Annotated in this window: 21 protein-coding genes and 2 pseudogenes; 15 read left to right on the top strand and 8 right to left on the bottom strand. The window is 70.1% G+C overall.

Annotated features, from left to right (window positions below; all coding sequences use genetic code 11):
* Positions 1-53: 53 nt before the first annotated feature.
* A complete protein-coding gene (locus SL103_RS22700) occupies positions 54-1,412 on the top strand; it encodes an MFS transporter (protein WP_069574025.1) in 1,359 nt (452 codons plus the stop codon).
* A 431-nt stretch (positions 1,413-1,843) separates the two neighbouring features.
* Here SL103_RS22700 and SL103_RS22695 read toward each other — a convergent pair whose 3' ends face one another.
* The 6 genes from SL103_RS22695 to SL103_RS39655 all read right to left on the bottom strand — a co-directional run bounded on the left by SL103_RS22695 (position 1,844) and on the right by SL103_RS39655 (position 7,487).
* Complete coding sequence (locus SL103_RS22695; protein WP_079145920.1) at positions 1,844-2,932, bottom strand: NAD(P)-binding domain-containing protein; 1,089 nt, start codon at positions 2,930-2,932, stop codon at positions 1,844-1,846.
* 129 nt (positions 2,933-3,061) lie between these two features.
* Complete coding sequence (locus SL103_RS22690) at positions 3,062-4,267, bottom strand: LLM class flavin-dependent oxidoreductase (RefSeq protein ID WP_069570793.1); 1,206 nt, start codon at positions 4,265-4,267, stop codon at positions 3,062-3,064.
* A 1-nt stretch (position 4,268) separates the two neighbouring features.
* Entirely contained in the window at positions 4,269-5,318 is a 1,050-nt protein-coding gene (locus SL103_RS22685) for an ABC transporter substrate-binding protein (protein ID WP_069570792.1), read from the bottom strand.
* Between the two features lie 162 nt (positions 5,319-5,480).
* A complete protein-coding gene (locus SL103_RS22680) occupies positions 5,481-6,332 on the bottom strand; it encodes an ABC transporter ATP-binding protein (RefSeq protein WP_244304013.1) in 852 nt (283 codons plus the stop codon).
* Positions 6,305-7,150 (bottom strand): ABC transporter permease, encoded by an 846-nt coding sequence (locus tag SL103_RS22675; protein WP_069570790.1) that lies wholly within the window; start codon positions 7,148-7,150, stop codon positions 6,305-6,307. The genes SL103_RS22680 and SL103_RS22675 overlap by 28 nt, the downstream gene beginning before the upstream one ends.
* A 247-nt stretch (positions 7,151-7,397) precedes the next feature.
* Complete coding sequence (locus SL103_RS39655; protein WP_350728802.1) at positions 7,398-7,487, bottom strand: putative leader peptide; 90 nt, start codon at positions 7,485-7,487, stop codon at positions 7,398-7,400.
* Positions 7,488-7,632: 145 nt separating this feature from the next.
* Between SL103_RS39655 and SL103_RS22670 the strand changes: the two genes are divergently transcribed.
* Both SL103_RS22670 and SL103_RS38915 read left to right on the top strand, forming a co-directional pair.
* Entirely contained in the window at positions 7,633-8,055 is a 423-nt protein-coding gene (locus SL103_RS22670) for a YjbQ family protein (protein WP_069570789.1), read from the top strand.
* Between the two features lie 104 nt (positions 8,056-8,159).
* Positions 8,160-8,309, top strand: a pseudogene (locus tag SL103_RS38915) (LysR family transcriptional regulator); the annotation flags it as partial.
* A 155-nt stretch (positions 8,310-8,464) separates the two neighbouring features.
* Here SL103_RS38915 and SL103_RS22665 read toward each other — a convergent pair.
* On the bottom strand, positions 8,465-11,245 hold the full coding sequence (locus SL103_RS22665; RefSeq protein ID WP_069570788.1) for an AAA family ATPase: 2,781 nt from the start codon (positions 11,243-11,245) through the stop codon (positions 8,465-8,467).
* A 675-nt stretch (positions 11,246-11,920) separates the two neighbouring features.
* On the opposite strand from SL103_RS22665, the pseudogene SL103_RS39650 reads away from it, so the two are divergent.
* The 3 genes and pseudogenes from SL103_RS39650 to SL103_RS22650 form a co-directional block, all read left to right on the top strand.
* Positions 11,921-12,052: pseudogene (locus SL103_RS39650) on the top strand (hypothetical protein); the annotation flags it as partial.
* Positions 12,053-12,264: 212 nt separating this feature from the next.
* Positions 12,265-13,233 (top strand): GlxA family transcriptional regulator, encoded by a 969-nt coding sequence (locus SL103_RS22655; protein WP_244304012.1) that lies wholly within the window; start codon positions 12,265-12,267, stop codon positions 13,231-13,233.
* Between the two features lie 587 nt (positions 13,234-13,820).
* Positions 13,821-16,736 (top strand): AfsR/SARP family transcriptional regulator, encoded by a 2,916-nt coding sequence (locus tag SL103_RS22650; protein ID WP_099055448.1) that lies wholly within the window; start codon positions 13,821-13,823, stop codon positions 16,734-16,736.
* A 21-nt stretch (positions 16,737-16,757) separates the two neighbouring features.
* On the opposite strand, the gene SL103_RS38020 is transcribed toward SL103_RS22650, so the two are convergent.
* The gene (locus tag SL103_RS38020) at positions 16,758-16,904 is read right to left on the bottom strand and encodes a hypothetical protein (RefSeq protein ID WP_164492885.1); all 147 of its coding nucleotides are present in this window, start codon (positions 16,902-16,904) and stop codon (positions 16,758-16,760) included.
* 420 nt (positions 16,905-17,324) lie between these two features.
* Here SL103_RS38020 and SL103_RS22645 point away from each other — a divergent pair, with 420 nt between their 5' ends.
* The 9 genes from SL103_RS22645 to SL103_RS22605 all read left to right on the top strand — a co-directional run bounded on the left by SL103_RS22645 (position 17,325) and on the right by SL103_RS22605 (position 26,268).
* Positions 17,325-18,107: a class I SAM-dependent methyltransferase gene (locus SL103_RS22645; RefSeq protein WP_069570785.1), complete on the top strand. Its 783-nt coding sequence runs from the start codon at positions 17,325-17,327 to the stop codon at positions 18,105-18,107.
* A gap of 13 nt (positions 18,108-18,120) precedes the next feature.
* Positions 18,121-18,834 carry a 7-carboxy-7-deazaguanine synthase QueE gene (locus tag SL103_RS22640; protein ID WP_069570784.1) on the top strand — a complete coding sequence of 238 codons (714 nt, stop codon included), beginning with the start codon at positions 18,121-18,123 and terminating at the stop codon, positions 18,832-18,834.
* 31 nt (positions 18,835-18,865) lie between these two features.
* Positions 18,866-19,228, top strand: coding sequence for a 6-pyruvoyl trahydropterin synthase family protein (locus SL103_RS22635; protein ID WP_069570783.1), 363 nt, complete (start codon positions 18,866-18,868; stop codon positions 19,226-19,228).
* A gap of 29 nt (positions 19,229-19,257) precedes the next feature.
* Positions 19,258-19,848 (top strand): GTP cyclohydrolase I, encoded by a 591-nt coding sequence (gene folE, locus SL103_RS22630; protein WP_069570782.1) that lies wholly within the window; start codon positions 19,258-19,260, stop codon positions 19,846-19,848.
* 337 nt (positions 19,849-20,185) lie between these two features.
* On the top strand, positions 20,186-21,166 hold the full coding sequence (locus SL103_RS22625) for an aspartyl/asparaginyl beta-hydroxylase domain-containing protein (RefSeq protein WP_069570781.1): 981 nt from the start codon (positions 20,186-20,188) through the stop codon (positions 21,164-21,166).
* 102 nt (positions 21,167-21,268) lie between these two features.
* Positions 21,269-21,958, top strand: a complete 690-nt coding sequence (locus SL103_RS22620) for a 7-cyano-7-deazaguanine synthase (protein ID WP_069570780.1) — start codon at positions 21,269-21,271, stop codon at positions 21,956-21,958.
* Positions 21,955-22,980 (top strand): isopenicillin N synthase family dioxygenase, encoded by a 1,026-nt coding sequence (locus tag SL103_RS22615; protein ID WP_069570779.1) that lies wholly within the window; start codon positions 21,955-21,957, stop codon positions 22,978-22,980. Before SL103_RS22620 ends, SL103_RS22615 begins: the two co-directional genes overlap by 4 nt.
* 110 nt (positions 22,981-23,090) lie before the next feature.
* Positions 23,091-24,923: an AfsR/SARP family transcriptional regulator gene (locus tag SL103_RS22610; protein WP_069570778.1), complete on the top strand. Its 1,833-nt coding sequence runs from the start codon at positions 23,091-23,093 to the stop codon at positions 24,921-24,923.
* A gap of 76 nt (positions 24,924-24,999) precedes the next feature.
* On the top strand, positions 25,000-26,268 hold the full coding sequence (locus SL103_RS22605; protein ID WP_069570777.1) for an ATP-grasp domain-containing protein: 1,269 nt from the start codon (positions 25,000-25,002) through the stop codon (positions 26,266-26,268).
* Positions 26,269-26,308: the final 40 nt, after the last annotated feature.

Below are 26,308 nucleotides of genomic sequence, written 5' to 3'. Positions count from 1 at the left end.
GGCTCATCCTGCCCCAGCAGCAGGCCCAGGAGAAGAACCGGGAGCGGAGGACCATGTCGAGTGCCGAATTCATAGCCGAGGACCGGGCGCCCGAGGGGGCCCGACCACCGTCACGCCTGCGGCAACTGGCCGCAGCCTCCATCGGCAACGCCGTCGAGTGGTACGACTGGTACGCCTACTCCTTCCTCGCCGTCTACTTCGCCGAGCAGGTCTTCCCGGAGAGCGCCGGCAACTCCCTGGTGCCGCTGCTGTCGACCTTCGCCGTCTTCGCCGTCGGGTTCTTCATGCGGCCGGTCGGCGGACTGCTGATGGGTGCCTTCGCCGACCGGCGCGGCCGCCGGGCCGCGCTGACCCTGACCATCCTCCTCATGGGCGGCGGCAGCCTCCTCGTCGCGCTCACCCCCACCTACGCGGCCACCGGGGTCCTCGCCCCGTTCGTGCTGGTGCTCGCCCGCCTCGTGCAGGGCCTGTCGGTGGGCGGCGAGTTCGCGGCCTCCACGACCTTCCTCGTCGAATCGGCCGGGCCCGGCAGGCGCGGGCTGTTCTCCAGCTTCCAGTACGTCTCCACGACCGTGGGCCAGTTGCTCGCCTCCGGCATCGCGGCGCTGCTCGCCGCGCTGCTCACCGAGCAGCAGATGGGGGCCTGGGGCTGGCGGGTGGCGTTCCTCGTCGGCGCGCTGCTGAGCCTGCTGGGCCTGTGGATCAGGCGCGGCGCGCAGGAGACCCTGCCGGAGGCTCCGGACTCCTCCCGCGAGGGGCCGATCCCGCACGCGCAAGGGGGATCCGCCGGGCAGCGGGCCGGCGCCCGCCCGGGCCTCTTCGAGGCGCTGCGCCGCCATCCCCGCGAGTCCCTGCTGATCTGCGGCATCACCGCCGGCGGCACCATCGCGTACTACACCTGGACCACGTACCTGCCCACCTACGCCCAGGTCAACGCGGGCTTCGACAAGGCCGATTCGCTCACCGTCGGTACCCTCTCGCTCGTCTTCTTCGCCCTGCTCCAGCCGCTCGGCGGGCTGCTCTCGGACCGTATCGGCCGCAAACCGCTGCTGCTCGGCTTCTCGCTGGGCTTCGCGGTCCTCGCCGTGCCGCTGCTCCACCTCGTCACCGATGCCTTCGTCTCCCTGCTGCTGGTGCAGTGCGCGGGCATGGTGCTGCTCACCGGATACACCGCGATCGCCGCGGCGGTGAACGCCGAGGTGTTCCCCGCGCGGGTGCGGGCGGCCGGCATCGGCTTCCCGTACTCCCTCACCGTCGCCCTTTTCGGAGGCACCGCCCCCTACGTCGGCACCTGGTTCAAGGAGGCCGGCCACGCCGACCTCTTCCCCTGGTACGTGGCGGCGCTGTGCCTGGTGTCGTTCCTCGTCTATCTGACGCTGCCGGAGACCGCCCGGCAGAAGCTGGCGAAGTAGCCCCGCCGCCGGCCGCGTCCACATGCGGAGCGCCGCCCCTCCCGGGACAGGGAGAGGCGGCGCTTCGGTGCGGAGCCCGTCAGACGAGCCAACCCACGAAGTGGACGATGCCTGCGAGCAGGTTGGTGAGGATGTTCATCTGGCTTCTTCTCCTTGTGCAAGTACGGGTGTGTGGGACCAACTCTCCGGCCCAGCAGGGGATGTCGACCGGAAGCGCCGTAACGGTCTGCAGCCCGTCGCTTGCGCCCCGTAAGCATCGCGCGCCGCCGACGGGCCGAATGCCACTTTCGGGTTACACCACCCGTTCGTGTAGATGCTCGCTCTGGAGTTCGCTTCATGCCGCAACGCCCTGAATGGCGCCCCGGAACCGCCCCGCGGAGCAGCACGGCGACGCGGTTCCGCCGTCAACCCCGGACGCCGTGCCGTCGTGCTCAGCCGGCCGCGGCCACCGGCTCGTGCGCCAGCAGCTGCTGGATCTCCCGCACCGCGGCCCGGCCGGCGCGGTGGGCGCCGATGGTGCTGGCCGACGGCCCGTAGCCGACCAGATGCACTCGTGGGTCACGCAGGACGCGGGTGCCCGCCATCCGGATGCCGCCGCCCGGCTCGCGCAGTTTCAGCGGGGCGAGGTGGTCGATCGCGGCCCGGAAACCCGTCGCGTAGAGGATCACCTCCGCCTCCGCGGTGCGCCCGTCCGGCCACACCACCCCCGTGGGCGTGATCCGCTCGAAGAGCGGCAGCCGCTCCAGTACGCCGCTCTCGCGGCCCCGCCGGACCGCGTCCGACATCGGCAGCCCGGTCACACTCACCACGCTCTGTGGCGGCAGCCCCTGCCGGACCCGCTCCTCGACGAGGGCGACCGCCGCCCGGCCCTCTTCCGCACCGAAGGGCCCCGCGCGGAAGACGGGCGGCCGGCGCGTCACCCAGACCGTGCCCGCCGCCACCGGCGCGATCTCCAGCAGCTGCTGCACGGCCGAGGTGCCGCCGCCCACCACCACGACCCGGGCGCCGCGGAACTCCTCCGGCCCGGCGTACTGCGAGCTGTGCAACTGCCGCCCGCCGAACGTCTCCTGGCCGGGGAACCGCGGCCAGAACGGCCGGTCCCAGGTCCCCGTCGCGTTGATCACCGCCCGCGCCGACCGGTCCCCCTCCGAGCTCTCCACCAGCAGCCGGCCGTCCTCGCCCGGGCGGACCGCCGGCACGCTCACCGGCCGGTGCACCCGCAGCCCGAAGGTCTCCTCGTACGCGCCGAAGTACGCGCCGATCACCTCGGACGACGGACGGCCGGGGTCGGCGCCGGTCAGCTCCATGCCGGGCAGCGCATGCATCCCGTGCACCTTGCCGTACGTCAGCGTCGGCCACCGGAACTGCCAGGCGCCGCCCGGCCGCGGAGAGTGATCGAGCACCACGAAGTCCCGGTCCGGCTCCAGCCCGACCCGCCGCAGATGGAAGGCCGCGGCGAGCCCCGCCTGCCCGGCACCGATCACCACGACCTCGACCGCACGCACCCCGGAATGGTTCATGCTTCCACCAACCGAGGAGGGGGGCGTCGTCTTCCCGACGGCCGGGAGCGCCCGGTACTCCGGCGCCGTGGCGAGAACAGCCGCCCGCTCCACGCCACGCCCCGTGACACCTGCCGGCCGCGGCCCCGCTCAGCGCCCGCCGGCGACCAGCAGCGGTGCCCCACCCGGTGCCGACGCGGGCCGGCCGTTGACCGCCGGCACACCCTCCAGAGGGGACGCCACGGCCGGCAGCAGACCACGGGCGGCGAGCTCGGGCCGCACACCCTCACCGAACCAGTACGCCTCCTCCAGATGCGGGTAACCGGACAGCACGAAGTGCTCGATGCCCAGCGCGTGGTACTCCTCGATCCGGTCGGCCACCTCGGCATGGCTGCCGACCAGCGCGGTGCCCGCCCCGCCGCGCACCAGACCGACCCCCGCCCACAGGTTGGGCGAGATCTCCAGCTTGTCGCGCGAGCCCCCGTGCAGCGCCAGCATCCGCTGCTGGCCCACCGACTCGCTCTTGCCCAGGGCCTGCTGGGCGGCGGCAACGGTCTCCGGGTCGAGGTCGTCGAGCAGCCGGCCGGCGGTCGCCCACGCCTCCTTCGACGAGTCCCGGGAAATGGTGTGCACCCGGACCCCGAACCGGACCGTACGCCCCTCCCGCTCCGCCAGTCCCCGGATCCAGTCGACCTTCTGCTTCACCTGCTCGGGCGGCTCGCCCCAGGTCAGGTACACGTCCACGTTCCGGGCGGCGACCGGACCCGCGGCCGCCGACGACCCGCCGAAGAAGATCTCCGGCAGCGGATCCGGCGGCAGCGCCGTCAGACCGCCCTCCACCTGATAGTGCTCGCCGTGGAAGTCGAATGGCACACCGCCCCACACACCCCGTACGACCTGCAGGAACTCGTCCGTACGGGCATACCGCCGGTCATGGTCGAGAGGATCGCCGAACCGCTTCTGCTCGGTCGAGTCACCACCCGTCACCACGTTCAGCAGCAGCCGCCCGCGCGAGATCCGCTGGTACGTCGCCGCCATCTGCGCCGCCAGCACCGGCGAGATCACCCCGGGCCGGAACGCCACCAGGAACTTCAGCCGCTCGGTCACCTGGGTGAGCGCGGCCGTCGTCAGCCAGGCGTCCTCGCACCACGTCCCGGTGGGCGTGAGCACCGCCTCGAACCCCAACTGCTCGGCCGCCTTGGCGATCTGCGCCAGATACTCGATGTCCGGGGCGCGCACCCCGCTCACCGGCGTGATGCGGTCGCGCCGGATCCCGCCGTCGGTGTACGCGTGCCGGTCGACGAGCGTCCGCCCGTCGCCGCCCGTCGGCAGGAACCAATGCAGGTGTACGGACATCTCACCGACCCTTTCCGTAGGTGCGCGGCGCCGTGCCGGAAGGCGGCAGGTCACCGTTGAAGCGGGGGTCGACGAACTCCCCGAAGTCGAAGGTGCGCGGGATCAGCTTCAGCTTCGCGAAGGTGTCGACGATCTGCTGCTCGGAGGCGACGGCCCTCTTGTCCACGGCGACCGTCACCGCCGTCCCCCGGGTGCGCTTGACCGCGTCCAGTGCCACCTTCTGCGGCAGCCCGGTCTCCTCGGCCCACGCCTTCGCCCACACGCCGGGATGCTTGAACACCCAGTTCTGCGCCCGCCGCAACCGCGTCGTGTAGTCCTTCAGCGCCGCCGCCTTCTTCTTGTCGTCCAGGGCGGCGGGCGCGGCGACCTGGAAGCTCAGACCGTTGACGAGTCCCTGCCCGGTGGTCAGCACCCGCGCGTCCGCCTGGTCCAGCGCCTGCGACGTGTACGGGTCCCACACCGCCCAGGCGTCGACCTTCCCCCGGGTGAACGCGGCGAGCGCGTCGGCCGGCTGGAGGTAGTTGAGCGTGACGTCCTTGGGCGACAGCCCGGCCTTCTTCAGCGAGGCGACGAGCTGGTAGTTGGCCGAACTGCCCTGCGCGACCGCGATCGACTTGCCCTTGAGCTGCGCCGGATTCTTCAGCGGCGAGCCCTTCTTCACCAGGATCGCCTCGCCGTCGGACCGGCTGTGCGCCCCGGCGATCACCTTGATCTTCGACTTCGCCGCGGCGGCGAAGACGGGCGGGGTGTTGCCGACCGCACCGATGTCCACGGCCCCCGCGTTCACGGCTTCCAGCAGCGGCGGCCCCGAGGTGAACGTCGACCACTTGATCTTGTACGGAAGGTCGTCCAGCTCGCCGGCGGCCCGCAGCAGGGCCTCCGAACCGCCCTTCTGGTCACCGACGTTGAGCGTCAACGACCCCTTGCCGTCGGTCCCGCTGCCGGTCCCCCCACCGGCCCCCTCGGCCCGCGACGAACCACCGCAGCCGGCCAGCAGAAGAGCGAACGGGAGCAGCAGGGCGGCCGGGGTGATGTGGCGTGGTGGTCTCATGCGGTGAGGTCCGTTCCGGGGATGAAGAGGCGGATGGGTGAGGGTGACACTGCGAGGGGTGCGGTGAGGGTGACACTGCGGGGGTGCGGGAAGCGGTGACACTGATCGGCCACCGCCGGACGGCTTTGGAGGACCGGCGCCACGCGGCTTCGAAGGCCGACGTCACGCGGCTTCGGAAGAACCGCGGGCGGGGGAGTGGGCAGGGGCCGCGGACTGGGCCCGGGCCGCGGCGGGGGCCGCCACACCCAGCCGGTCCAGGAGGCGGGCGCGCAGCGCACCGAAACCCGGGTCGGAGATCTCGCGCGGGCGCGGCAGATCCACCGTCGTCCCGTACGCGATCCGGCCTTCCTCCATCACCAGCGCCCGGTCCGCCAGCAGCAGCGCCTCCTCGACGTCGTGCGTGACCAGCAGCACCGCGCAACCGCGCTCCTGCCACAGCTCGGCGACCAGCTGCTGGGCCTTGATCCGGGTCAGCGCGTCAAGCGCCCCGAACGGCTCGTCGAGCAGGAGCAGATCGGGTTCGCGCACCAGAGCACGGGCCAGCGAAGCCCGTTGGGCCTCACCGCCGGAGAGCGTCTTGGGCCAGGCGTCCACCCGGTGATCGAGTCCGACCTCCGCCAACGCCCGTACCGCGGTGTCGCGTTCGGGATGCCCCGGCAGCCCCAGCAGCACATTGCGCCAGACCCGCTTCCAGGGCATCAGCCGGGGCGCCTGGAACGCCACGGCCTTGCGGCGCGGCACCAGCACCTCGCCCTCGATCTCCCGGTCCAGCCCGGCCAGCACCTTCAGCAGCGTCGACTTCCCGCAGCCGCTACGCCCCAGCAGCGCCACGAACTCGCCCGGCTGAATGTCCAGTTGCAGCCCGTCGAGGACCGCACGGCCACCGAAGGTGCGTACCAGCCCGTCGACCTGCACGGCGGCACCGGACGCATTTCTCCCCGCATGCCGCTCCTTCCGCGGCCCCACCGCACCGATTTCCTCATCGGTCACTGACCCGTGAACGTCGGTCGCCATTGCAGCAGCAGCCTTTCGAGAGTGCGTACGAGGAAGTCGGCGATGAGCCCGAGGATCGCGTAGACCACCAGGCACACCACGATCACATCGGTCCGGAAGAATTCCCTGGCCTGATTCATCAGAAAGCCGAGGCCGTCATCGGCGTTGACCTGCTCACCGAAGACCAGCGCGAGCCATGCGGTGGCCAGCGAATAGCGCAGCCCGGTCATGGCTCCCGGCAGCGCACCGGGCAGTACCACATGCCGGATCAGACCCCATCGGCTCAGCCCCAGCGAGGTGCCGGCCTCGACCAGCTGCGCATCCACACCGCGAATCCCGGCGTAAACATTCAAATAGAGATGAAAAGCCACACCGAGCGAAATCAGCGCGATCTTCGGTGCTTCCCCGATGCCCAGCCAGATGATGAAAAGTGGAATCACACCGACCCACGGGATCGATCGCAGCATCTGCACCGTCGCGTCGACCAGGTCCTCGCCGAGCCGCGAAAGTCCCGACACGAGTGCCAGTACGACACCGGCCACGCCGCCCAACACCAGCCCGACGGCGACTCGTTGCAGCGAAACCAGCATCGCCGAAGGCAGCGTCCCGTCGGACACCAGGTCACCGGCGGTGGCGGCGATGGTGCCCGGCGAGGCGAGGATGTCCCCCTCCAGCACCCCGGTCGCACTCAGCACCTGCCACAACACCACCAGCGCAACGGGCCCCGCCGTTCGCCGCACCCACCGCGGCACCACCTGCCGCCGCCCGGACACCGGAACGACCCGCGCGACCTCGACGCCGGGCGGGGCATGGCCACGCACGACCTGACCGAGACTCATGAACACTCCACAAACACAGAAAGGAGGGAGAAAGACAAAATCAGACGAGTAAAGAACCCCGGGCCGGCCAACCCAACCCAACCCAAAGGGAAACTGGACCCCGACAAACGACGCCAACCCTCAGCCCCGCACCGACCGGGAGGGAAAGGGCGTGAGAAACGTCGACCGAGAACCCGGCGCACGCATACGCCGAAAAGCCCCGAACTAAAGAAGAATCACGGCTTCACAGGCCGCGAACGTCAGAACTTCAGCACGCGACGCCGCGACGACACGCGGCAGACGCCACCCGCACCAGGTCGATGTGACCGCGCGTGGTGAGAAGAGCTGAGGAGGACATGTGGCAGAACGTAGCGGGGCACTCCGAGAGGGGTCAAACGTCGTCTCGGCTGCTGGACCTTTGTTTCCGGAACATTGAAACCGCATGGCGACCGGCGCCCGCGGGCCTGCTGACCTCAACCGACCCGCCGTACGAAGATGGCTCCATGAGCACCGCATTCACCTCCCGCACCCTGGACATCACCACCGGCACGACGGAGGCCGTCGCCGACCTCACCGCCGAATGCGCCACCTTCCTCCGCGATGCCGCGGACGGCCGCGACGGCCTGCTGAACCTCTTCGTCCCGCACGCCACCGCCGGCATCGCCATCCTGGAGACCGGCGCGGGCAGCGACGAAGACCTCCTGGCCGCCCTGCACGACCTCCTCCCGGCCGACGACCGCTGGCGCCACCGCCACGGCACACCCGGCCACGGCCGCGACCACGTCCTCCCCGCCCTCGTCCCACCCCACGCCACCCTCCCCGTCCTCGGCGGCCGCCTGTCCCTCGGCACCTGGCAGTCCATCTGCCTGGTCGACACCAACGTCGACAACCCGACCCGGCAGGTGCGGCTGAGCTTCCTGGGCTGACCGAGATCGTCCCGGGGGTGGCGTGGGTCGATCCGTACGGCGCCCAGCGCCTCGGGATCACCGAGGTTGAGGCTCGGTCACGGAGGCACGGCATCCGCGGTACGGCGCGGCGGGCGCTTCAGGAGATGACGGCGGCCACCGTAGACGCCGGCCGCGCGGCGCGCGGCGAGCCGGGCCGACTGCGCCTGGGGTTCATCGCCTCCGTGCCACTGGCCCCGCTGTCGGCCGTTCTGGGCCGGTTCGGCCGCGAGCGGCGGGCTACGGCACCAGCCGTTGGCAGTCGCCCGGCGGCATGGGGGCGGTGTCCCGTCCGGCGAATGGTGGCATGGTTCGCCGGGTGACTTCACCGGACGGGCTCAGCGGGAGGGGGCTGCCGGCGGGTTCTTCGTCTGTGGGTGTCGTACCCGCCCTACGTGTCCCGGCCGCTGACCAAGGACCCGGACGCAGCGTCGCTCCCGGTCAGGGCCATGCTCAGGGCGCTGCGTCCTTGGATGCCCAACTTGCGGTAGCTGTGCGTCAGATGGGTCTCCACGGTTCGGCGGGCCAGATGCAGCAGATCCGCGATCTCCGCGTTGGTGCGTCCTCCCGCGGCCAGTTCGGCGATACGGCGCTCGCTGTCGGTGAGCGAGGCGGCACCGGTCCGCGTCGCCGGACGGCGCGCGCCGCCCGCCCGCAGCGCCTCCTCCGCCAGGCCCCGCAGCCGTATCGCGCCCAGGTGTTCGGCGAGCCCGGCCGCCTCCCGCAGGATGTCGCGGGCGCGGGACGACTCGCCCGACGCGGTCAACTGACGGCCCAGGGCCAGCAGCGCCGCCACGCGCTCCGGTCCTGCCGGGCTGCCACGCAGCAGCCGTACCGCCTCCTGAGCCAGGTGCAGACCCTGGCGCCCACCGGTCGCGGTGCCGAGGACACGCAGTGCCCGGCCCACCGTGCGGGGCGTGTTCCACACCCGGGCCAGGCGCAGCTCCTCCTCGGCCAGGGCGAGCGCCTCCCGTGGGACGCCCAGGGCCAGATGGCACTCGGCGGCGGCCGTGCGCCACGGGGTGACGACCGGGCTCAACATCTCCCGGGCCGACTGGCGGCGCCCGCACTCCAGGAAGTCGTGCAGGGCCCCCACCATGTCACCGTTAGCGGCGCGCAGCACCCCGCGTGCGTACAGGAACCGGTTCAGCTCCCAGGACTCCGGCGCCGTCCGCAAGTCGAAGACATCGGCGAGGCGTTCGGCCTCCGCGATGCGGTCCGTCTCCACGAGTGCCGTCAGCGCGTGGGCATGGGCGTTGGTCGGGCTCGGGGTGGCGGGCAGCGGGTCGGCCAGAAGGCGCGTGTAGTCGGCCCGTGCCGCGACGATGTCCAACTGGGTGTTGAGGAGAGCCTCGTGCATGGGGTGCAGGACGTCGGGGCGCTGACCGGCCAGACCGCGCTCCACCAGCCGTTCGGCCTCGTCGAGTTCGTCGGCCCACTGAGCGACCGCGGCGGCCGACCCGAGCAGGTACGGTTCGGACAGCGGGTCGGCCGGTTCGGCCAGCAGACCGCGCAGGCGCAGCATCGCCTCCTTTGCCGAGCTCAGACCTGCCGCGACCGCGTATTTCACCAGGAACGCGTGACCGGTCGTGCTGATCGACTCCGGTGCGCGCTCGGCCCCCTCGGACAGCAGCTTGTACGCCTCCTGCCGCACCAGCTGTTCCTTGTCCGACAGTTGCAAAAATGCCTGCCGCAGGATGCGCACCAGATCGGGACGGTCGGCGAGCCCGTCGAACAGCGAGCGCAGCACCTCGACCCCCGCGCGGGTCCTGCCACGGCCGGTCAGCGCCGTCCCCAGGGCGACCGCGGCGCGCACCCGTTCCTGCGGCGGCCCCGACAGCCGCAGCGCCTCGGTGAGCCGCAGGATCGCGGCCGAGGAGCCGGGCACCGCGTACTCCAGTGAGCCCAGTTCGGTCAGCAGGCGTTGTCTGCCCTCCTCGGAGAGGGGCTCGTCCAGGGCGCGGCGCAGGAAAGCCACCGCGTCCTCGATGTGTCCGTCGCGCAACGCCAGTGAAGCGGCGTCCTGCAGCACCGGCAGTGCCCAGGGCGCGTCCACCACGTCGGTGAGCAGCAGTTGACGGGCGACAAGCTCGCTGGAGACACCGAGGTGCAGCATCACCTCGGCGGCCGTCCGGTGCACGACGCGCCGCCGGGCCGCGGACACGCCGGTGAGCATCCCGTCCCGCAGCAGTGGATGGGCGTAGCGGGCGCGGCCCATGCTGTCGGGGCGCAGCAGTCCGAGACCGGTCATCGCGGTGATCCAGCCCGCGACCCGGGCCGGGTCGGCGCCGGAGAGTTGGGCGAGGAGTGAGGGGATGCGCAGGACGGGGAACCCCGCGCTGGGGGCGGGCTCGTGGTCCCAGCCCTCGTCCAGGATCGCCAGCGTCCGCGCCACCTCCGCGGTACCCGGCCCGGCGCAGTCCAGCCACCACTGCACGGCCGCCGGAAAAGCTCCTGGGTACAGCGCGGCCGAGGTGTCCGGCACGACCGGGTGACTGCCGTCGGAGAGGTCGTCCAGCAGGGCGCGCAGCAGCAGGGGGTTGCCCGCGCCGGCCCGTACGCAGTCCTTGATCCAGGAGCTGTCGGCGTCCGGGAAGGCCGAACGGACCTCCTCGGTCGCCGCGTTGTCGGTCAGCGGGTTCAGAGTGTGGCTGGTGACCAGGGAGGGGGAGAGGCCGTGGGCGAGTCCCTGTGCGGGCGGGTCGACGTCGTACTGGCTGCGCTCGGTGGCCGCCAGGACGATCGGCAGCCGGTCCATGAGCCGGGCGGACTCCACCAGCCAGCGGCGGGAGGCCGGGTCGGCCAGGTGCACATCGTCCACGGTGATCAGCAGCGGTGCCTGCTCGGCGTACGCGCGCAGCACCCGTCGCAGCGCGGCGCCGGTCGCCCGTTCCTCGGCGTCCCAGGCCGGAGCGGCGAACTCGGGCACGCGGCAGAACAGTTGTTGCACCGCGGCGAAGGGGATCGCGGAGTCGCCGGCGGAGCAGCGAGCGCGCAGCACCTGCATGCCGTGGGCGGCGGCGTCCTCGGCGGCGGCCTCCAGGACCGTGGTGCGGCCCGTGCCGGTGGCGCCGCGCAGCAGGACCAGACGACCGGTGCCCGCATGGGCGCGCTCGATCGCGGTGGCCAACAGCCGTGCCGCCTCCCGTGGTGCACATGCCGGTCGGGACATCCCTGCCTCCTTGTGTCGACGTGAGTGTCCTCACTCACGAGGACGGAGTGCGCCGGACGTTGGTGGCATGACCCACACCGTGAGAAGAACCACCATGATCGCGCATCGGCGCGACGGAACCTGGATGTCGCATTCGCGATCACGGTCCCAACGTCGTGGTTCCGGCGAGCCGATCTCGTGGTCCGTGTTGTGGTGCTCCACGATTGCGCTGGTCACGAGCGTCACATGAGGGTGAGAGGGACAGCTCCCGCCCGCTTCTGACTTCACAGAAGTGGCGGGGGCCGTGGAAAGGGGCCAGGGTGCTCAACTCAATCCGGACGACACACACCGGTATGGCGGACGGCACGGCCGTGCCGCTGGCCCGGAATGCCGTGGCGGTGCACACCCATGTGGTGGCAGGGCGTCAGCCGACTCGCTGGTTATGTCTGCCGTACCTCGTGGCGGCGTGGTCGAAGCGCTCCGAAGACGAACACCGACGCATCTCCGCGGTGTTGGCCAGGCTCATTCCCGGCGGGCGTCCTCCCGCCACCGAACTGTTCCACCCGCACGGTGCCCTGGGCCTCTCGTCCCCGGCCGAACGTCAAGCACCAGCTGCGCACGGTCCCGCAGGGGACGGTCACGCCTCGCTGGAGCACCACCTCCTCGCCCTGACGGAAACCGAGCGGGAACCGGAAGTGCAGCCGCGCGCAGTGCGCGACGGTCTCCACCTGGTGGCGCGGGGCCGTGTACGACGGCGACGCGCTCTCCACGACAAGTCCCTCCCGCCAGGACCCACCCGAAGGTCATCTCGCTCACCGGTCGACGTGACAGCACCCATCGGCGCCCTTTCGGCCGACGCCGGACGGTGGGCCACCGTCTGCTCGTTCTCGTCACGTTCCCGCGCCTGCCGTCACGTGCCGTACCCGCCCCGCCGCCTGCAGCCGTACCCATCGAAAGCGGAACCCGGCACCACGCCCATGGCGGAGATCGTCATGTTTGTGTCCTTGCTGCCAAATGACACGGCGGGCCATGATGCTGCGGTGACACAACGGCGCGTCGTTTTCCTCGTCTACCCACGGTTTCAGGTGCTGGATCTGGCGGGACCGCATGAGGTGTTCGCGCAGACCGAACGGTGGGTGCCCGAGGGGGAGGGCTATGACATCGAGATCGTCGCGGGCCGGGCCGGAGCGGTGCGGTCCTGTCACGGGATCGACGTAACGGCCGGCAGTGGCGCCCAGCAGTGTCAGGGACCGCTGGACACGCTGGTGGTCGTCGGTGGACCGGGCGACCGGGAGGCGGTGGACGATGAAGAGCTTGTCGGCTGGATCAAGGCGGCGGCCGGCCGGGCCCGGCGGGTCGCTTCCGTGTGTACGGGCGCGTTCCTGCTCGCGCGGGCCGGGCTGCTCGACGGACGGCGCGCGGTGACGCACTGGGCGGCCTGCGAGCGGCTGGCTCACGAGCACCCGGCCGTCACGGTCACCCCGGACCAGATCTTCGTACACGACGGTGAGGTGTGGACCTCCGCCGGAATCACGGCGGGGATGGACCTGGCGCTCGCCATGGTCGAGGAGGACCACGGGCCCGAGGTCTCCCGGGCCGTCGCGCGGATGCTGGTGATGTTCGTCCAGCGGCCGGGCGGCCAAGCGCAGTTCAGCACCCAGCTCGCCGCGCAGGCGCCCACGCGTAAGCCGCTGCGGGACGTTCAGGCATGGGTCACCGACCACCTCGCTGACGACCTGACCGTCCCGGTGCTCGCCGAACGGGCCGGTATGAGCGAGCGCAACTTCACCCGGGTCTTCCGCGCCGAGACCGGACTCACCCCGGCCGCCTACGTGGAGACCGTCCGCGTCGAGGCTGCTCGGGCTCTGCTGGAGACGACGGACACCACCATCGACGCGATCGCCCGAGCCTGTGGCTTCGGCTTCGCCGAGACCCTGCACCGCCGTTTCAAACACACCCTGGGCGTCACGCCGGGCCAGTACCGCCACCACTTCTCCCGGGCAGGGTGAAGGCGCGCCTGGGCCTGTCCGTCGCGGTGAGCAGCCCGAGTGCCACCGGTATGTCCCCTTGGACGCCTTCGGGCGCTGCGGGTTGTGGAGCCCCGTCAGCCATCCGCTGACCCGGCCGCCGACCCGGTCATGGGACTGCACGTCAACGGCAGGACCCGCAGGAACAGCACATGGAACGCAGGCTCCGGGCCGGCGACGCGGTACACCACGACCTCGGTCCCCTCCACCGCGCACACCGCACCCTTCCTTCCTTCACACGTCCTGGTACACCGCTGATCGGAGCATTCTCGATGAACGACACCTCGTCGGCGGGGTTCGCCCAGCCCCGGAACGCAAGGGCGGGTGGGCACCCGTGGGACGGCAAGTCGAAGCCGGCTGCACACGCGCCGGTCCCGGCCGGGCCGGCACGGCTCCAGCCGCCGCGCGGGCTCGTGGACGTCACCGGGCGCCGGTCGGTGGCAGCCGGGCTCTTGGAGGTGCTTGGCGACGCGGCCAACGGTTACGGCTTATTAGGCAGGTCGATATGAGTCGTCCCATTTGCAAGCCGGACGACATCGCCTGGCTCATACCACAGAAGCAGGTTATGCATGGCAGTCTCCACAGGTTACGAAGACAGTGGCGTGGCAGCAGCTACCTTCCGGGTGCTGGGGCCGCTTGAGGTGAGCGGCGAGCTGGCGGCCGTATCCGTGGCACCAGGGCGTCAAGAGATCGTCCTCGGGGCGCTGGTGCTCGAACTGAACCGGGTGGTGGCGACGACACGTCTGGTGGATGTCATCTGGGCTCACCATCCGCCGAAGACCGCACGCGCCCAAGTACAGATCTGCATCTCCCGGCTCCGCAAGGCACTGTCGGACGGGGGAGTTGACGCCACCATCGAGACCCGTGGCGGTGGCTACCTCCTGAGGGCGCCGGAGGAGGCGACCGACGTCGGCACCTTCCGTCGCCTGGTAACAGAGGCGCACGCGCTGGCCCGTGACGGTCTGAAGATGCCTGCAGTGGAGACGCTTCGCACGGCGACAAGCCTGTGGCGCGGGCGGTGCCTGGCCGGTGTACCCAGCGAAGTCCTGGCCAATACGGCAGCGCAGTGGGACGAGAGCCGCCTGGAAGCGGTGGAGACCTGCATGCGGCTGTTGCTGGAGCTGGGACGTCACGAGCACCTGGTCGGCGAGCTGATGCAGCTTGTCGCCGACCATCCGCTGCGTGAGCGGCTGCGGGGGCACCTCATGGTGGCGCTGTACCGTTCGGGCCGGCAGGCGGAGGCGCTGGATGTCTACCACCAGGGCCGCGCGATGCTCACCGAAGAACTTGGCCTGGACCCGGGAAGGGAACTACGCGACTTGGCACAGGCCATCCTGACCGACGACGCCGTCCTGGCACTGGCCGAACCGGCCGAACCGCGTCCTCTCGTGGTGACGCCGCTCCCCGAGACGGTGCACGTGCGTAGTGCCGCTCCTGACCCGGTCGTCACCCCAAGGCAACTTCCCGCCGACATCGGCGACCTCGTGGCCGACGACACGATCGTTTCAGCGGTCTGCGACGCCGTCACCGAGGGACAGGAAAAGGGGCAACTGAACGTGGTCCTGGTGCTGGGCAGACCTGGTGTCGGCAAAAGCACGCTGGCCAGGCACGTGGCGCACCGACTCGCCACCGAGTACTTCCCGGACGGACAGCTCTATTGCGACCTCCGAGGGCCCGGCGGACAACCGGTTGACCCTGCCCAGGCGTTGGGTCGGTTCCTCCGCGCGTTGGGCGTACCGGGCCAGGCCATCCCCGATGCGCTCGACGAGCGCGCGGAGATGTACCGCAGCCTGCTGGCCTGTCGCCGGATCCTGGTGTTACTGGACGACGCGGTGAGCGAGTCGCAGGTGATGCCTTTGCTGCCCGGAACCGGCAGCAGCGGCGTGCTGGTCACCAGCCGCGGCCAGCTCACGGCGTTGCCGGGCACACGCCGGTTCGACTTGGAGCCGCTGGGCCCGGAGCAGGCCATCCAGCTCCTGGGGAGGATCATTGGAGAGCACCGTGTGGAGAGCGAGCGGGAGGCAGCGCGGGTTGTCATACGCCTGGTGGGCGGGTTGCCCCTCGCGCTGCGCATCATCGGCGCGCGGCTGGCCGCGCGCCCGCACTGGTCACTGACCTCCATGTGGCACCGGCTGGAGAACGAGCAACGCCGGTTGGACGAGCTGGCACACGGCGAACTGTCGATCCGGGCAAGTCTTTCGCTCAGCTACGACGGCTTGGCGGCGGCCGACCGTCGCCTGTTGTGTCTGCTCAGTCTGGCCGACGGGATGGAGATTCCAAGCTGGCTGGGTGCCGCCCTTGTCGACGACCGCACGCCGCACCCCGCTGACCTGCTGGAACCGCTCATCGACATGCGGCTCCTCGACATCACCGCCATGGACCAGGGTGGGGAGTTCCGATGCGGACTGTCGCAGATCGTACGGATGATCGCGCATGAACGGCTGCCCGCGGAGATTCCCGAGGCAGAACGTGCCGGCGCGGTGCGGCGTATGGTCGGTGGCTGGATGGCGCTCGCCGAGGAGGCGCACAGAGCGATCCACGGTGGTGCGTACACCATCGTGGCGGGCCGGGGTGAACGGTGGCATCCGCCGGCGGATCATGTCCAGCGGTGCCTCCGCGACCCGCTCGGGTGGCTGGAGAGCGAGCAGGCCAACCTGTTGAACGCGGTCGAGCTGGCGGCCCGGTCCGGGCTGGACGAGTTGTGCTGGGAGCTGGCCACGACTCTGGTGACGCTCTTCGAGGCCCGTGGCTATCCCGAGCTCTGGGAGCGCACACATCAGGTAGCGCTGACAGCGGTACAGGAGGCCGGCAACGAACGGGGCCGGGCGGCGGTACTCGGCTCGTTGGGGACCCTGCACCTCTACCGGGGCGAGTACGAGGCAGCAGGCCCTTACCTCAGCACCGCTTTGGAGATCTTCGAGCGGCTCGGGGAGCTGAGCGGCCAAGCCCTGTGCCTGCGTGACCTGGCCCGCATCGAGCGGCACCATGGTGACGACGATCGGGCGCTGGCCCTCTACGAGTGCGCCGAGCGTCACTTCGTGCGGGCGCAGGACGTCATAGGCCGGGCATACGTGCTGGGCGAGATGGCACAGATCACGATGCGGCGCGCGGACTTCGCGCGAACCCGTTCGTATCTCGATGAGGCTCTCGGGATCTGCCGGTCAGCCGGCTTCGACCGGGGCCAGGCCCTCACACTGCGGCGGCTGGGCCAACTGCTGATGTACCAGCAGCGGTACGAGGCGGCGGAACGGACCCTGCTCGAGGTCCTCGCCATGGTCGTGGCGAGCGGAGACCTGGTCGGAGAGGGGTATGTGCTGCACGACCTCGGCCGGGTCAACGCACACCTGCATCGCGTGGAACAGGCCGTCCAGTACTACTCGCGATCGGCCAGGATTCGGGAGCGGATCCTGGACCACAGCGGGGCCGCCGCGGTACGGACTGACATCGTTGCCATCCTGGGCAGGGCGATGACGTCGGTCGGCTGATATCAGGAGGCAGCAGGTCCGTCACGTCCACGGCGTGTTGTCGGCCGGTGTCTCACCGGCCGGCAACACGGCGATCGGGCCCTGCTCCACGCCCCGCTGATGTCCAACCGCGCCCAGGTGCAGCACGACGCCGGCCCCCGTGGCCGGCAGCAATTTCTTGAAGGCCATCTCAGTTCCTCTCCCCTCGCAACCCGTTTCGCGATCCGTTCGGGCGTTGTTGAAACCAGCGTGGACCAGGTGTCCATCCCCGCCGCATGCCCGCACTATCACCGCCTTATCCCGTCCCCCTCCCACCGTGGATGCGCCGTGATGCCGAGCCGATAGGGCGACACCGGAGATTGGGTCCTGCCGACCTCGGCGCCCCTTCAGGGGACGGCCTCAAGGAGTGGTCCGAATGACCGTAGTGACCCGGGACGCGGTGACGCCCGCCGCGTTCGGCGTCCCGGAAACCGCATCGCAGCGCGGCACAAAGCCCCCCGCGACAGCAGCGGTAGACCGTGTCAGGGATTTCCCACGGAAGAGAAGGGAACCGGTGTGTGCGCACCAGGGCCTCCCCTCGACCGTGGTTCAGGGGAAGGTGCACGGCCGATGACGATGGACGCGGAGTTCTACTCCCGGGTGGCCGAGCGGTTCGGCGGCTATTTGAGCGATGCGCGGAGCACCGACGTATTCCCCGACGGCCGCCCGGACGCCGTCTTCGATGAACTGGCGACGGCACTGGGAGCGCCGCAGGCCCGACTGCTGGATGTCGGCTGCGCCGACGGGCGGAGTCTGCTGCGCATCTCTCCGGCGTACGGCGCCGTGACCGGGATAGATCTGTCGACGTCGATGCTGGAATGCGCCGCGCGGTATCGAGCGGAGGCAGGGCTGTCGCACGTCACGTTCGAGCTGTGCGACGCCGCCCGGACGGGGCTGCCCGATGGCTACGCCGATGTGGTCACCTCCCGCCGCGGTCCGCTGATCGCCGATGAGTTCGAGCGGGTGCTGCGCCCCGGTGGGGTCGTGATGTACATGGGGATCGGGGAGCAGGACGCACGCGAGCTGAAGGAGTCGTTCGGTCGCGGCCAGAACTTCGACAGCTGGAACGGCAGGCCCTTGTCGGAGGAGATTGCTCAAGAACTGTCCGATGCGGGCTTCGTCGTGACGAGAAACCAGGCGTTCCGTTTCGAGGAGTTCTACCACTCGGCGGGAGATCTGGACACTTTTCTGCACCAAGTGCCGATCGTCGACAACTACGACTCGGCGGCGGACAAGGAAGCATTCGATCGCTATGTCGCCGCGGTGTCCGTCGAGCAGGGCGTCCGGCTGAGTCGGCATTGGTTCATCGTGCAGGCGCAGAAGCCGGCGGCCGTCGAGCCGTCCCACTCATAGGAAACGGTGCGCCATGGAGCAGGATCTCGTAGTGAACGAAATCTTCGGTCCGACCGTCCAGGGCGAGGGCCGGTCCTTGGGACGCAGGTGCGCGTTCCTGCGACTCGGCGGGTGCAACCTGTCGTGCTCGTGGTGCGATACGCCCTACACGTGGGACTGGACCGGAGCCGCTGAGGGCGGGGTCGCCCACGATCCGCGTAAGGAGCTGCACCGCCGGCCGGTCGAAGAGGTGGTCGCAGAATTGTTCGGCTTCGACACCGAACTGATCGTGATCTCCGGCGGTGAGCCCCTGGGCCAGCAAGAGCGACTGATTCCACTGGTGGCGGCACTGACCGAACGTGGCAAAGAGATCGAGATCGAGACCAACGGGACGCACGCCGCACACCCCGAACTCATTGCCGCCGGCGTCAGGTTCAACGTGTCGCCGAAGCTGTCGCACTCGGGCGACCCCCGGCAGCGCAGGATTGTCCCTGCCGCACTCGCCAATCTTTCGGCGCTGCCGGAAAGTACGTTCAAGTTCGTCTGCCAGAACACCCGCGATCTCGACGAAGTGGCCGAGCTGGTAGCCGCCTTCGACCTGTCCTCGGTATGGATCATGCCGATCGGGCGCAGCGCCGACGATGTCACAAAGCACATGAGCGAGTTGGCCGACGCGGTGGTAGAGCGCGGCTGGAACCTGACGACCAGACTGCACACCTTGGTGTGGGACGACAAACGCGGCGTGTGAGCAACGGCACGCGCGAAGGGAACTCGGATCGATGACATTTCGCATCACGAAGAAGTTTGAATTCTCGGCCAGTCATCGGCTTGCCGGCCTTCCGCCTGAGCACCAGTGTGCCCGAATGCACGGGCATAACTATGTGATCGAGCTGGAGCTTGGAGCCGATGACGCGGATCTGTTGCCCGTGGGCTTCGTTCGAGACTACGGAGAATTGTCCACATTCAAGGCATGGCTGGACGAGCATCTTGACCATCGGCATCTGAACGATGTGATGGACGAAAATCCGACGGCTGAGCACATGGCGGCCTGGATCTACAAGACATGGTCGACGAAGTTTCCCGAGTTGACCTGTGTGCGCATCTCAGAAACTCCCAAGACGTGGGCCGAGTACCGGCCGTGAGGTCAGTACGCCCGATGAAAGGTGACCGCATGTCGGTGACAAAATTGGACCTCGACAGCGAGCCGTCCGCCTCGGGGACGACCGAGGACCCACTGGTCGGACTCGCCCGCCAACTCCTGGAGGAGATCGGCGAGAACCCGAATCGCGAAGGACTGCGCGACACACCTGCGCGCTTCGCTCGCTGGTGGCGAGAGTTCATCAACTACGACCCGGGTTCGCTGGGCACGCTCTTCGAGTCCATCGGCACGAGCCAGCTCGTAGTTGTCTCGGACATTCAGGTCTGGTCGCTGTGCGAGCACCACCTCCTGCCGTTCAACTGCTCCGTGACGATCGCGTACCGCCCGACGGGGCAACTGCTCGGGCTGTCGAAGTTTGCCAGGGTCGCCCATCAGTACGCCCACAAGCTGCAGGTCCAAGAGCGTCTCGTGGACCAGATCGCGCTCGAGATCAGCACCCTGAGCGGGACCCCGGACGTCGCGGTCATAGCGAAGGGCGAGCACCTTTGCATGTCGATGCGTGGCATCAAGGCTGCCGCGCAGATGACATCGACCGCATATCGCGGGGAGTTCAGCACGGACGCCGGGCTCCGGGGCGAGCTGTTCGACTTGCTCCGGGCGTGACGAGCCGTCCGACTCGACCTCACGCTTGTCACCGGCCGCTGGTCGCGACACGGCTCTCCACCGGATTTTCCCGGTCCGGGTGTTCGTGCTCAGTGGGACCGAAAGGGCCGTCGGCGTGATGCTCGGATCGCGCGGTGGCACGGTTGCTGGATCATCGGTCGTGCGGGACGCGCACGGCCGATGGCAACCCCTTCCGGCCGGGCTGTACCGGATTCTCGCTGCGCTCAGCCGCGTCCGCTCTCGGCATTCCGTGCCGGAACAGCCATGGTCGCGACGGCCGTGCTCCGGCTTTTCGACGCACCAGCGAATCCGGTCCGGTCGACATGAAAGGACAACGATGAACGTCAATGATTCCTCGACGCCTGCGGAAGCGGTTCGGCTGCTCCCCGCGCTGGACGCCGATCGGCTGGTGGCCGACCTCATGACGGCGCGCGACCACCTGTGGGACGAGCAGAGCTCGTACACGAACGGGCGCGTGTCCAGGTGGGCCGAGCAGGACTGGCGCTGCCTCTCGGTGCGCAGCCCCGATGGTGACAAGAAACGTACCGACCCGGGGGGGCCTGGCTCTGCGGAGTTCGCCGACACCGAGTGGCTGGACCACATGCCCTACGTGCGGGAGGTCCTTCGCTCGATACCCGGCCCCCTCTACGCGGTCCGCTTCATGGATTTGGGGCCCGGTGTCGTCGGATACCGCCATTCCGATCCCAAGTTCGCCCCGGACTGGGGCATGGCCCGGCTGCACATCCCGGTCACCACCCACGAGGACGCCTCGCTGGACCTCGACGGGGAGATCCACCGCTGGCAGCCCGGTGAGTTCTGGTTCGGCGACTTCAGCCGCAAGCACCAGATCCAGAACCTCGGCCCCGAGCACCGGGTGCACCTCGTCGTGGACGTGCTCGTCACACCGGAGCTCGCACGGCTGTTCCCGGCCGACTGGGCCGACTACTTCAACGGTCCGGAGGTGCTCTACAACCGTCCCACCGTGGCCCTGACCGACCGGGAGCGGAAAGCGGCGCGGTGTTCGTTCGACGCGCCGGCGCACCTGCTGGAGATCGAGGAGTTCGGGTCACTCACCGGCCCGCAGCCGCAGGCCGGCTTCAGCATCGTCGACACCGGCACGGGCCTTGCCGTTCGCTCTCCCCAGGACCACCTCTTCCCGCTGGCGGCCCTCGGCGGAAACGAGTACCGCTTGGTCGGGTGGAGCGAGGAGCGGACCCTCACCACGAGGCTGGACGGTCCGCGGCCCGAAGTCGAACTGACCTACCGCAAGGGCCACCGGTCCGAGCGGCTGCTCGTCCCGGCCACGCCGGCGGCGTGACGGACGCCGGCACGCCCGCCGCCGTTCCGGTGCACAGCTCACCGCTGCACTGATGCCGAAGTACTGATCCTCCCTCCCATTCCGTCAGCCGGAAGGCGACGCATGTCGAAAACTGTCGCAATCGTGTCCGGCGGCCTGGACTCGGTCACCATGGCCTACCACCTCCAGGCACAAGGACACACACTCCACCTGCTGTCCGTGAACTACGGTCAGCGTCATCTCGTCGAGCACGAGTTCGCCGCGAAGGCGGCTCGATCGCTCGGGGTGCCGCACGATGTCGTCGATCTCAGCCCCGTCGGCACGCTCCTGAGCGGCTCCTCGCTCACCGACCCACGCGTCGACGTGCCGGATCACCGAAGTGGGTCCTCCGGCGGGAGCCCGAACGTGGTGCCCAACCGCAACGCGCTTCTGCTGTCCGTCGCCTTCGCGGTCGCCGTCGCCCAGAAGGCGGAAGCGGTGGCCGTCGGGGTGGTCGACGACCTGCAGGCCGCGCCCGACAGCAATGCCGCGTTCATCGATTCCTTCCTCGCCATGGAGCGGATCGCGACCCGGGGATACGCGCACCCCGACCTGACCCTGACAGCGCCGCTGGTCAGGCTGCGCAAGAGCGACGTGGTGTCGCTCGGTGAGGAACTCGGTGTCCCCTGGACCGACACCTGGAGCTGCTTTCGTGGCGACGCGCTGCAGTGCGGACGGTGCGCCGCCTGCCGGGAGCGGCAGGAAGCGTTCCGGGACGCCGGCGTGACCGACCCGACGGACTACCGGACCAGCGATTCGAAGGAGCTGCCATGACCGACACCTTTCCCGTGCTCGACCTCCGTGACGCCGCCGGTTCGGAAGAAGACCGGGCAGCGTTCCTGTCCCGGTTGCGCACGGCCGTGCACGAGATCGGCTTCTTCCAGCTCGTCGGCCACGGCATCGAGGACGCCGACGACATGCTGGAGCTCACCCGCCGGTTCTTCGCCCTGCCCGAGGCCGACCGGCTCGCGCTGAACATCCTTGACTCGCCACTCTTCCGCGGCTACTCCGAACTCGGCCGCGAGCACACCAAGGGCATCCCCGACCAGCGCCGGCAGCTGGACATCGGGCCCGAGCAGGCTGCGACGCCGTCCGCGCCCGGCGATCCCGCCTACCGGTGCCTGATCGGCCGGAACCAGTGGCCCGCGGCGATGCCCGAGCTGCGCCCGGCCATCGAGTCATGGATCACCCGGCTGACCGACCTGTCCCATCGACTGCTGCGGCTCCTGCTCGAGTCGCTCGACGCCCCCGCCGGGTTCCTGGACGACGTGGTCGATCCGGATCCGCAGATCCACCTCAAGCTCCTGCACTACCCCGGCCCCACGCAGCCGGGCGAGGACGCCGGCGCCGGCCAGGGGACCGGCATTCACAACGACCTCGGGCTCCTCACCCTGCTCGTCCAGGACGACAACGGCGGCCTCCAGGTCGCGGTCGAGGAGGACCGGTTCGCCGACGTGCCGGTGATCCCCGGAGCGTTCGTGGTCAACCTGGGAGAGCTGCTGGAGGTGGCGACGAGGGGCTACGTGCGTGCCACCCTCCACCGGGTGGTCCGGCCCGCCCCGGGAGTCGACCGCTACTCCATTCCCTTCTTCTACAACCCTCGGCTGGACGCCACGATGCAGCCATTGCCCAGCCCCTACGTCGAGGGTGCCGGCGGAGTCATCGACGTCGCCGGCAACCCGTTGTTCGCCCTCTACGGCGACAACGTCATGAAGGGGCTGATCCGGTCCTTCCCCGACATCGTGGCCCGGCACCACCCGAACCTGGCCCCGGCAGCCGGGTCCAGGAGCTCCTGACACCGGGCGGCCGCGCACATCCTCACCGTTCGGCCGCGCGGTCGGGGCCGGCGGTGGCGTCGCCGGCCGGCCCGACGGGGACCGAACGAACATGAGACAGGGCGAATTTCATGCGAATCAACCTTCTCGGGCCACTCCAGGCCTACGGGGACGATGACGGCGTCGACATGGCGCCGGCCGCCCAGAAAGTACGTCAGACACTGGCGATGCTCGTGCTGAACGCGGGCCGGGTGGTGCCCTTCGAGCAACTCATGGACGAGCTGTGGAACGACAGTCCGCCGGCCAGCGCGCACACCGCGCTGCAGACGTACGTGTACCAGCTCAGGAAGCGGTTCTCCCTCGGCAACCCGAGGAGCGGCGGCGCGGTACGGGCGGCTGGGCCGCTGCTGGGCACCGTCGACGGCGGCTACCAGCTGTCGCTTCCCGCCGACCACGTGGACGTCTTCCGGTGCGAGCCGTTGCTCGCCCGTGCCGGAGCGGAGTTTCGTGCCGAGGACTTCGCCCGCGCCCGTGACACGGCCGCCGCGGCGCTGCGGCTGTGGCGGGACGATGCCCTGGTGGACGTACGCAAGGGGCCCACGCTGAAGGCCGAGGCGGTCCGCCTGAAGGAGTTGCGTACCAGCGCCCACCACCTGCGGATCGAATCCGACCTGCACCTCGGCCGGCACCACGAGGTGCTCGGCGAACTCACCTCGATGGCCGGTCGGGAACCGACGGACGAGCGGGCCCAGGGCAACCTCATGACCGCCCTCTACCGCATGGACCGGCGGGCGGAAGCCCTCCAGGTCTACCGGCGGGCACGCGAGCGGATCGCCACCGAGCTGGGTCTCGACCCTTCGCCCCAACTGGAGGCCCTGCACCGGGCCATGCTCACGTCGGACGAGGCGCTGCTGCGTCCCGCCGGGCGGCTCACGGCCGTGACCGCCGCCACCCGGGCGCCCTGCCATCTGCCCGCCCCGCGCGAGCGTCTGACCGGACGCGCCGGCCAGCTGGCGCGCATCACCGCGGTACTGGCCGGACCGGCGCGGGAGGACCGGCCGCTCGTGATCGTGGGGGGCGCCCCCGGCACGGGGAAGAGCGAGCTGTGCCTGCACGCCGCGCATGAGGTGAGCGGTCACTACCCGGACGGACGGCTCTACGCGCGGCTCCGTGACGGCGCCGGCCGACGGGTGCGGACCGCCGAGATCCTCCGCTCGTTCCTGCGTGGACTCGGCGCGACGGAGGAGCAGTTGCGACTGAACACGACCGACCTGAGTCTGCTGTTCCGTACCTGGACCGCCGACCTCCGCGTCCTGGTGGTGCTCGACGACGTGTGCGACGCACGGGACTTGACGCCGCTGCTGCCATCGGGCGCCGGGTGCGGAGTGGTGATCGGCAGCCGTCGGCGGCTGTTCGTGTCCTCATCGGCGGTCCACGTCGAACTGGCCGGACTGCCCTTCGCCGACTGCCTGCACCTGCTGGCATCCTCCGTGCCGAGCCACTGGGGCACCATGGACCCGGAGGGGCTGCGACGGCTGGCCCGGCTGTGCCGCGGGCTGCCGGGCGTGCTCTTCGCGGTCGCCGCGCAGCTGCGCCGCCGCCCGCACTGGACGGCCCGGCAGGCCACCGCCTGGGTCCTCGCGTCCGGGGGCGCCGAGGGTGACGCTCTGGGCGTGCGGGCCGGATTCGGCCGGACGTTCGCGGCGCTGCCCACCGAGTTGCAGCCCCTGGCGTACGCGCTGTTGTCTCCCGGCGTCCCCGACCGGCTCACGCCGGCGCTTGTCGCAGCGACCCTGGGGATCAGCGGCCAGCGGGCTGAGGACCTCCTTGAGGAGCTGGCGGAGAGCTACCTGCTGCGTGCCCAGCACCCGTGTGTGAACGGCCGGTTCTCCTACGAATGGGAGCCCGGTACACGCCCGTTCGCGGCGCGGCCGAACAGCGCGCCGGTCATGTGCTCCGCCTGACGGGCCCGGCTCCGGTGCCACCTCGCCCGAATCCGTCCACGCAGCCGATCCTGCAGCCGAAACTTGGAGAACTGTCATGCCGCAGCATCCGAAACTTGTCCTCGTCGGCCAGTTGTCCGTGTTCCCCTGGGCGTTCGAAGCCGCCGAGCGTGCCGGTATCGACCTGATCCTCGTCCCCAGGGGGGACGACACGGCGGAGTCAGCCGGGCGGGCCAAGGCGGTGGTCGAACTGCTGCCACTGGACATCGACGGAGACCCGGACGGGGCGTTGTCCGCGCTCGCCGACCGCTACCGGCAAGAACCCTTCGACGGCATCATGTCGGGCAACGAAAGGGTCATTCCTTTCGTGGCGCGCGCTGCCCGGGAGCTGGGCCTCACCGGGCTGACCGAGGAGGCGGCGGCCGTGGTGCGCGACAAGCGCAGCATGCGTCAACGCTTGCTGGCAGCGGGCCTGGGCGTGCCCGGCTTCGTGGTCGTCAACGATCCGGACCGCTGGACCGACGCGCTGACCCTGCGGTTCCCCGTCGTGGTCAAACCGGCGAACGGCCACTCCAGTTTCGCTGTGATCCGTGCGGATGACGGGGAGGGCCTTGAGCAGGCCGTGGCCCGCACCTGGAAGCTCGTCGAAACCCACCTGGGCGCCGCCGACGGATCGGAATCGGACGCCGGTGTGCTGGTCGAGGAGTACCTCGACGGACCGGAGATCTCCGCCGAATCACTCGTCCACCACGGGCAGGTACGGGTCTGTGCCGTCAGCTGGAAGGGAGAGCTGACGGGGCCCTACTTCGAGGAGTCCACGTTGCGGGCCCCCGCCCAACTGCCGGCCGAGATACTCGCCGCGATCGAGGCGGAGGTGATCGGCGCCCACCACGCCTTCGGCGTCACGGAAGGCACCACGCACACCGAACTGCGGCTGGTCGGCGGGGTGCGGCCGGTGCTGCTGGAGATGACCGCGCGCCTCGGCGGCGGGGGCAACATGCACCACCTCGTCCACGTCAGCAGCGGGATCGACCTGGCCGCCGAGGCGCTGCGCATCCACCTCGGCCGGGAGCCGCTCTGCTGGCGTGAGGAGCCGGCACCGGCCGGCCACGCGGCGGCGTATCTGGTGCCGATCGGCAGCGGCGGACGGGTCAAGCAGATACGCGGCCTGGACGCGGTGCGCAACGACCCGCAGGTGGACTACGTGGTGCAGACCGCGGGCCCCGGCGCAGTGCTCCGCCCCTATCCGGACTGGTCCGGAAACCCGGCGGTCGTGCTCTCCCACCACGAGTCGGATGCGGAGGCCGCGGCGTACCTCGACCACCTCGCCCGGACGCTGCACGTCGAGTACGAGGAGCAGGAGTGAGCACACGCCGCGCCACCTCCTGTTGCCCCTCCGACCCGGA

The organism is Streptomyces lydicus, from assembly GCF_001729485.1.
GTDB lineage: Bacteria > Actinomycetota > Actinomycetes > Streptomycetales > Streptomycetaceae > Streptomyces > Streptomyces lydicus_D.
Note: the sequence above shows the minus strand (reverse complement) of the source record. Positions and strands in the feature narration are given on the sequence as shown.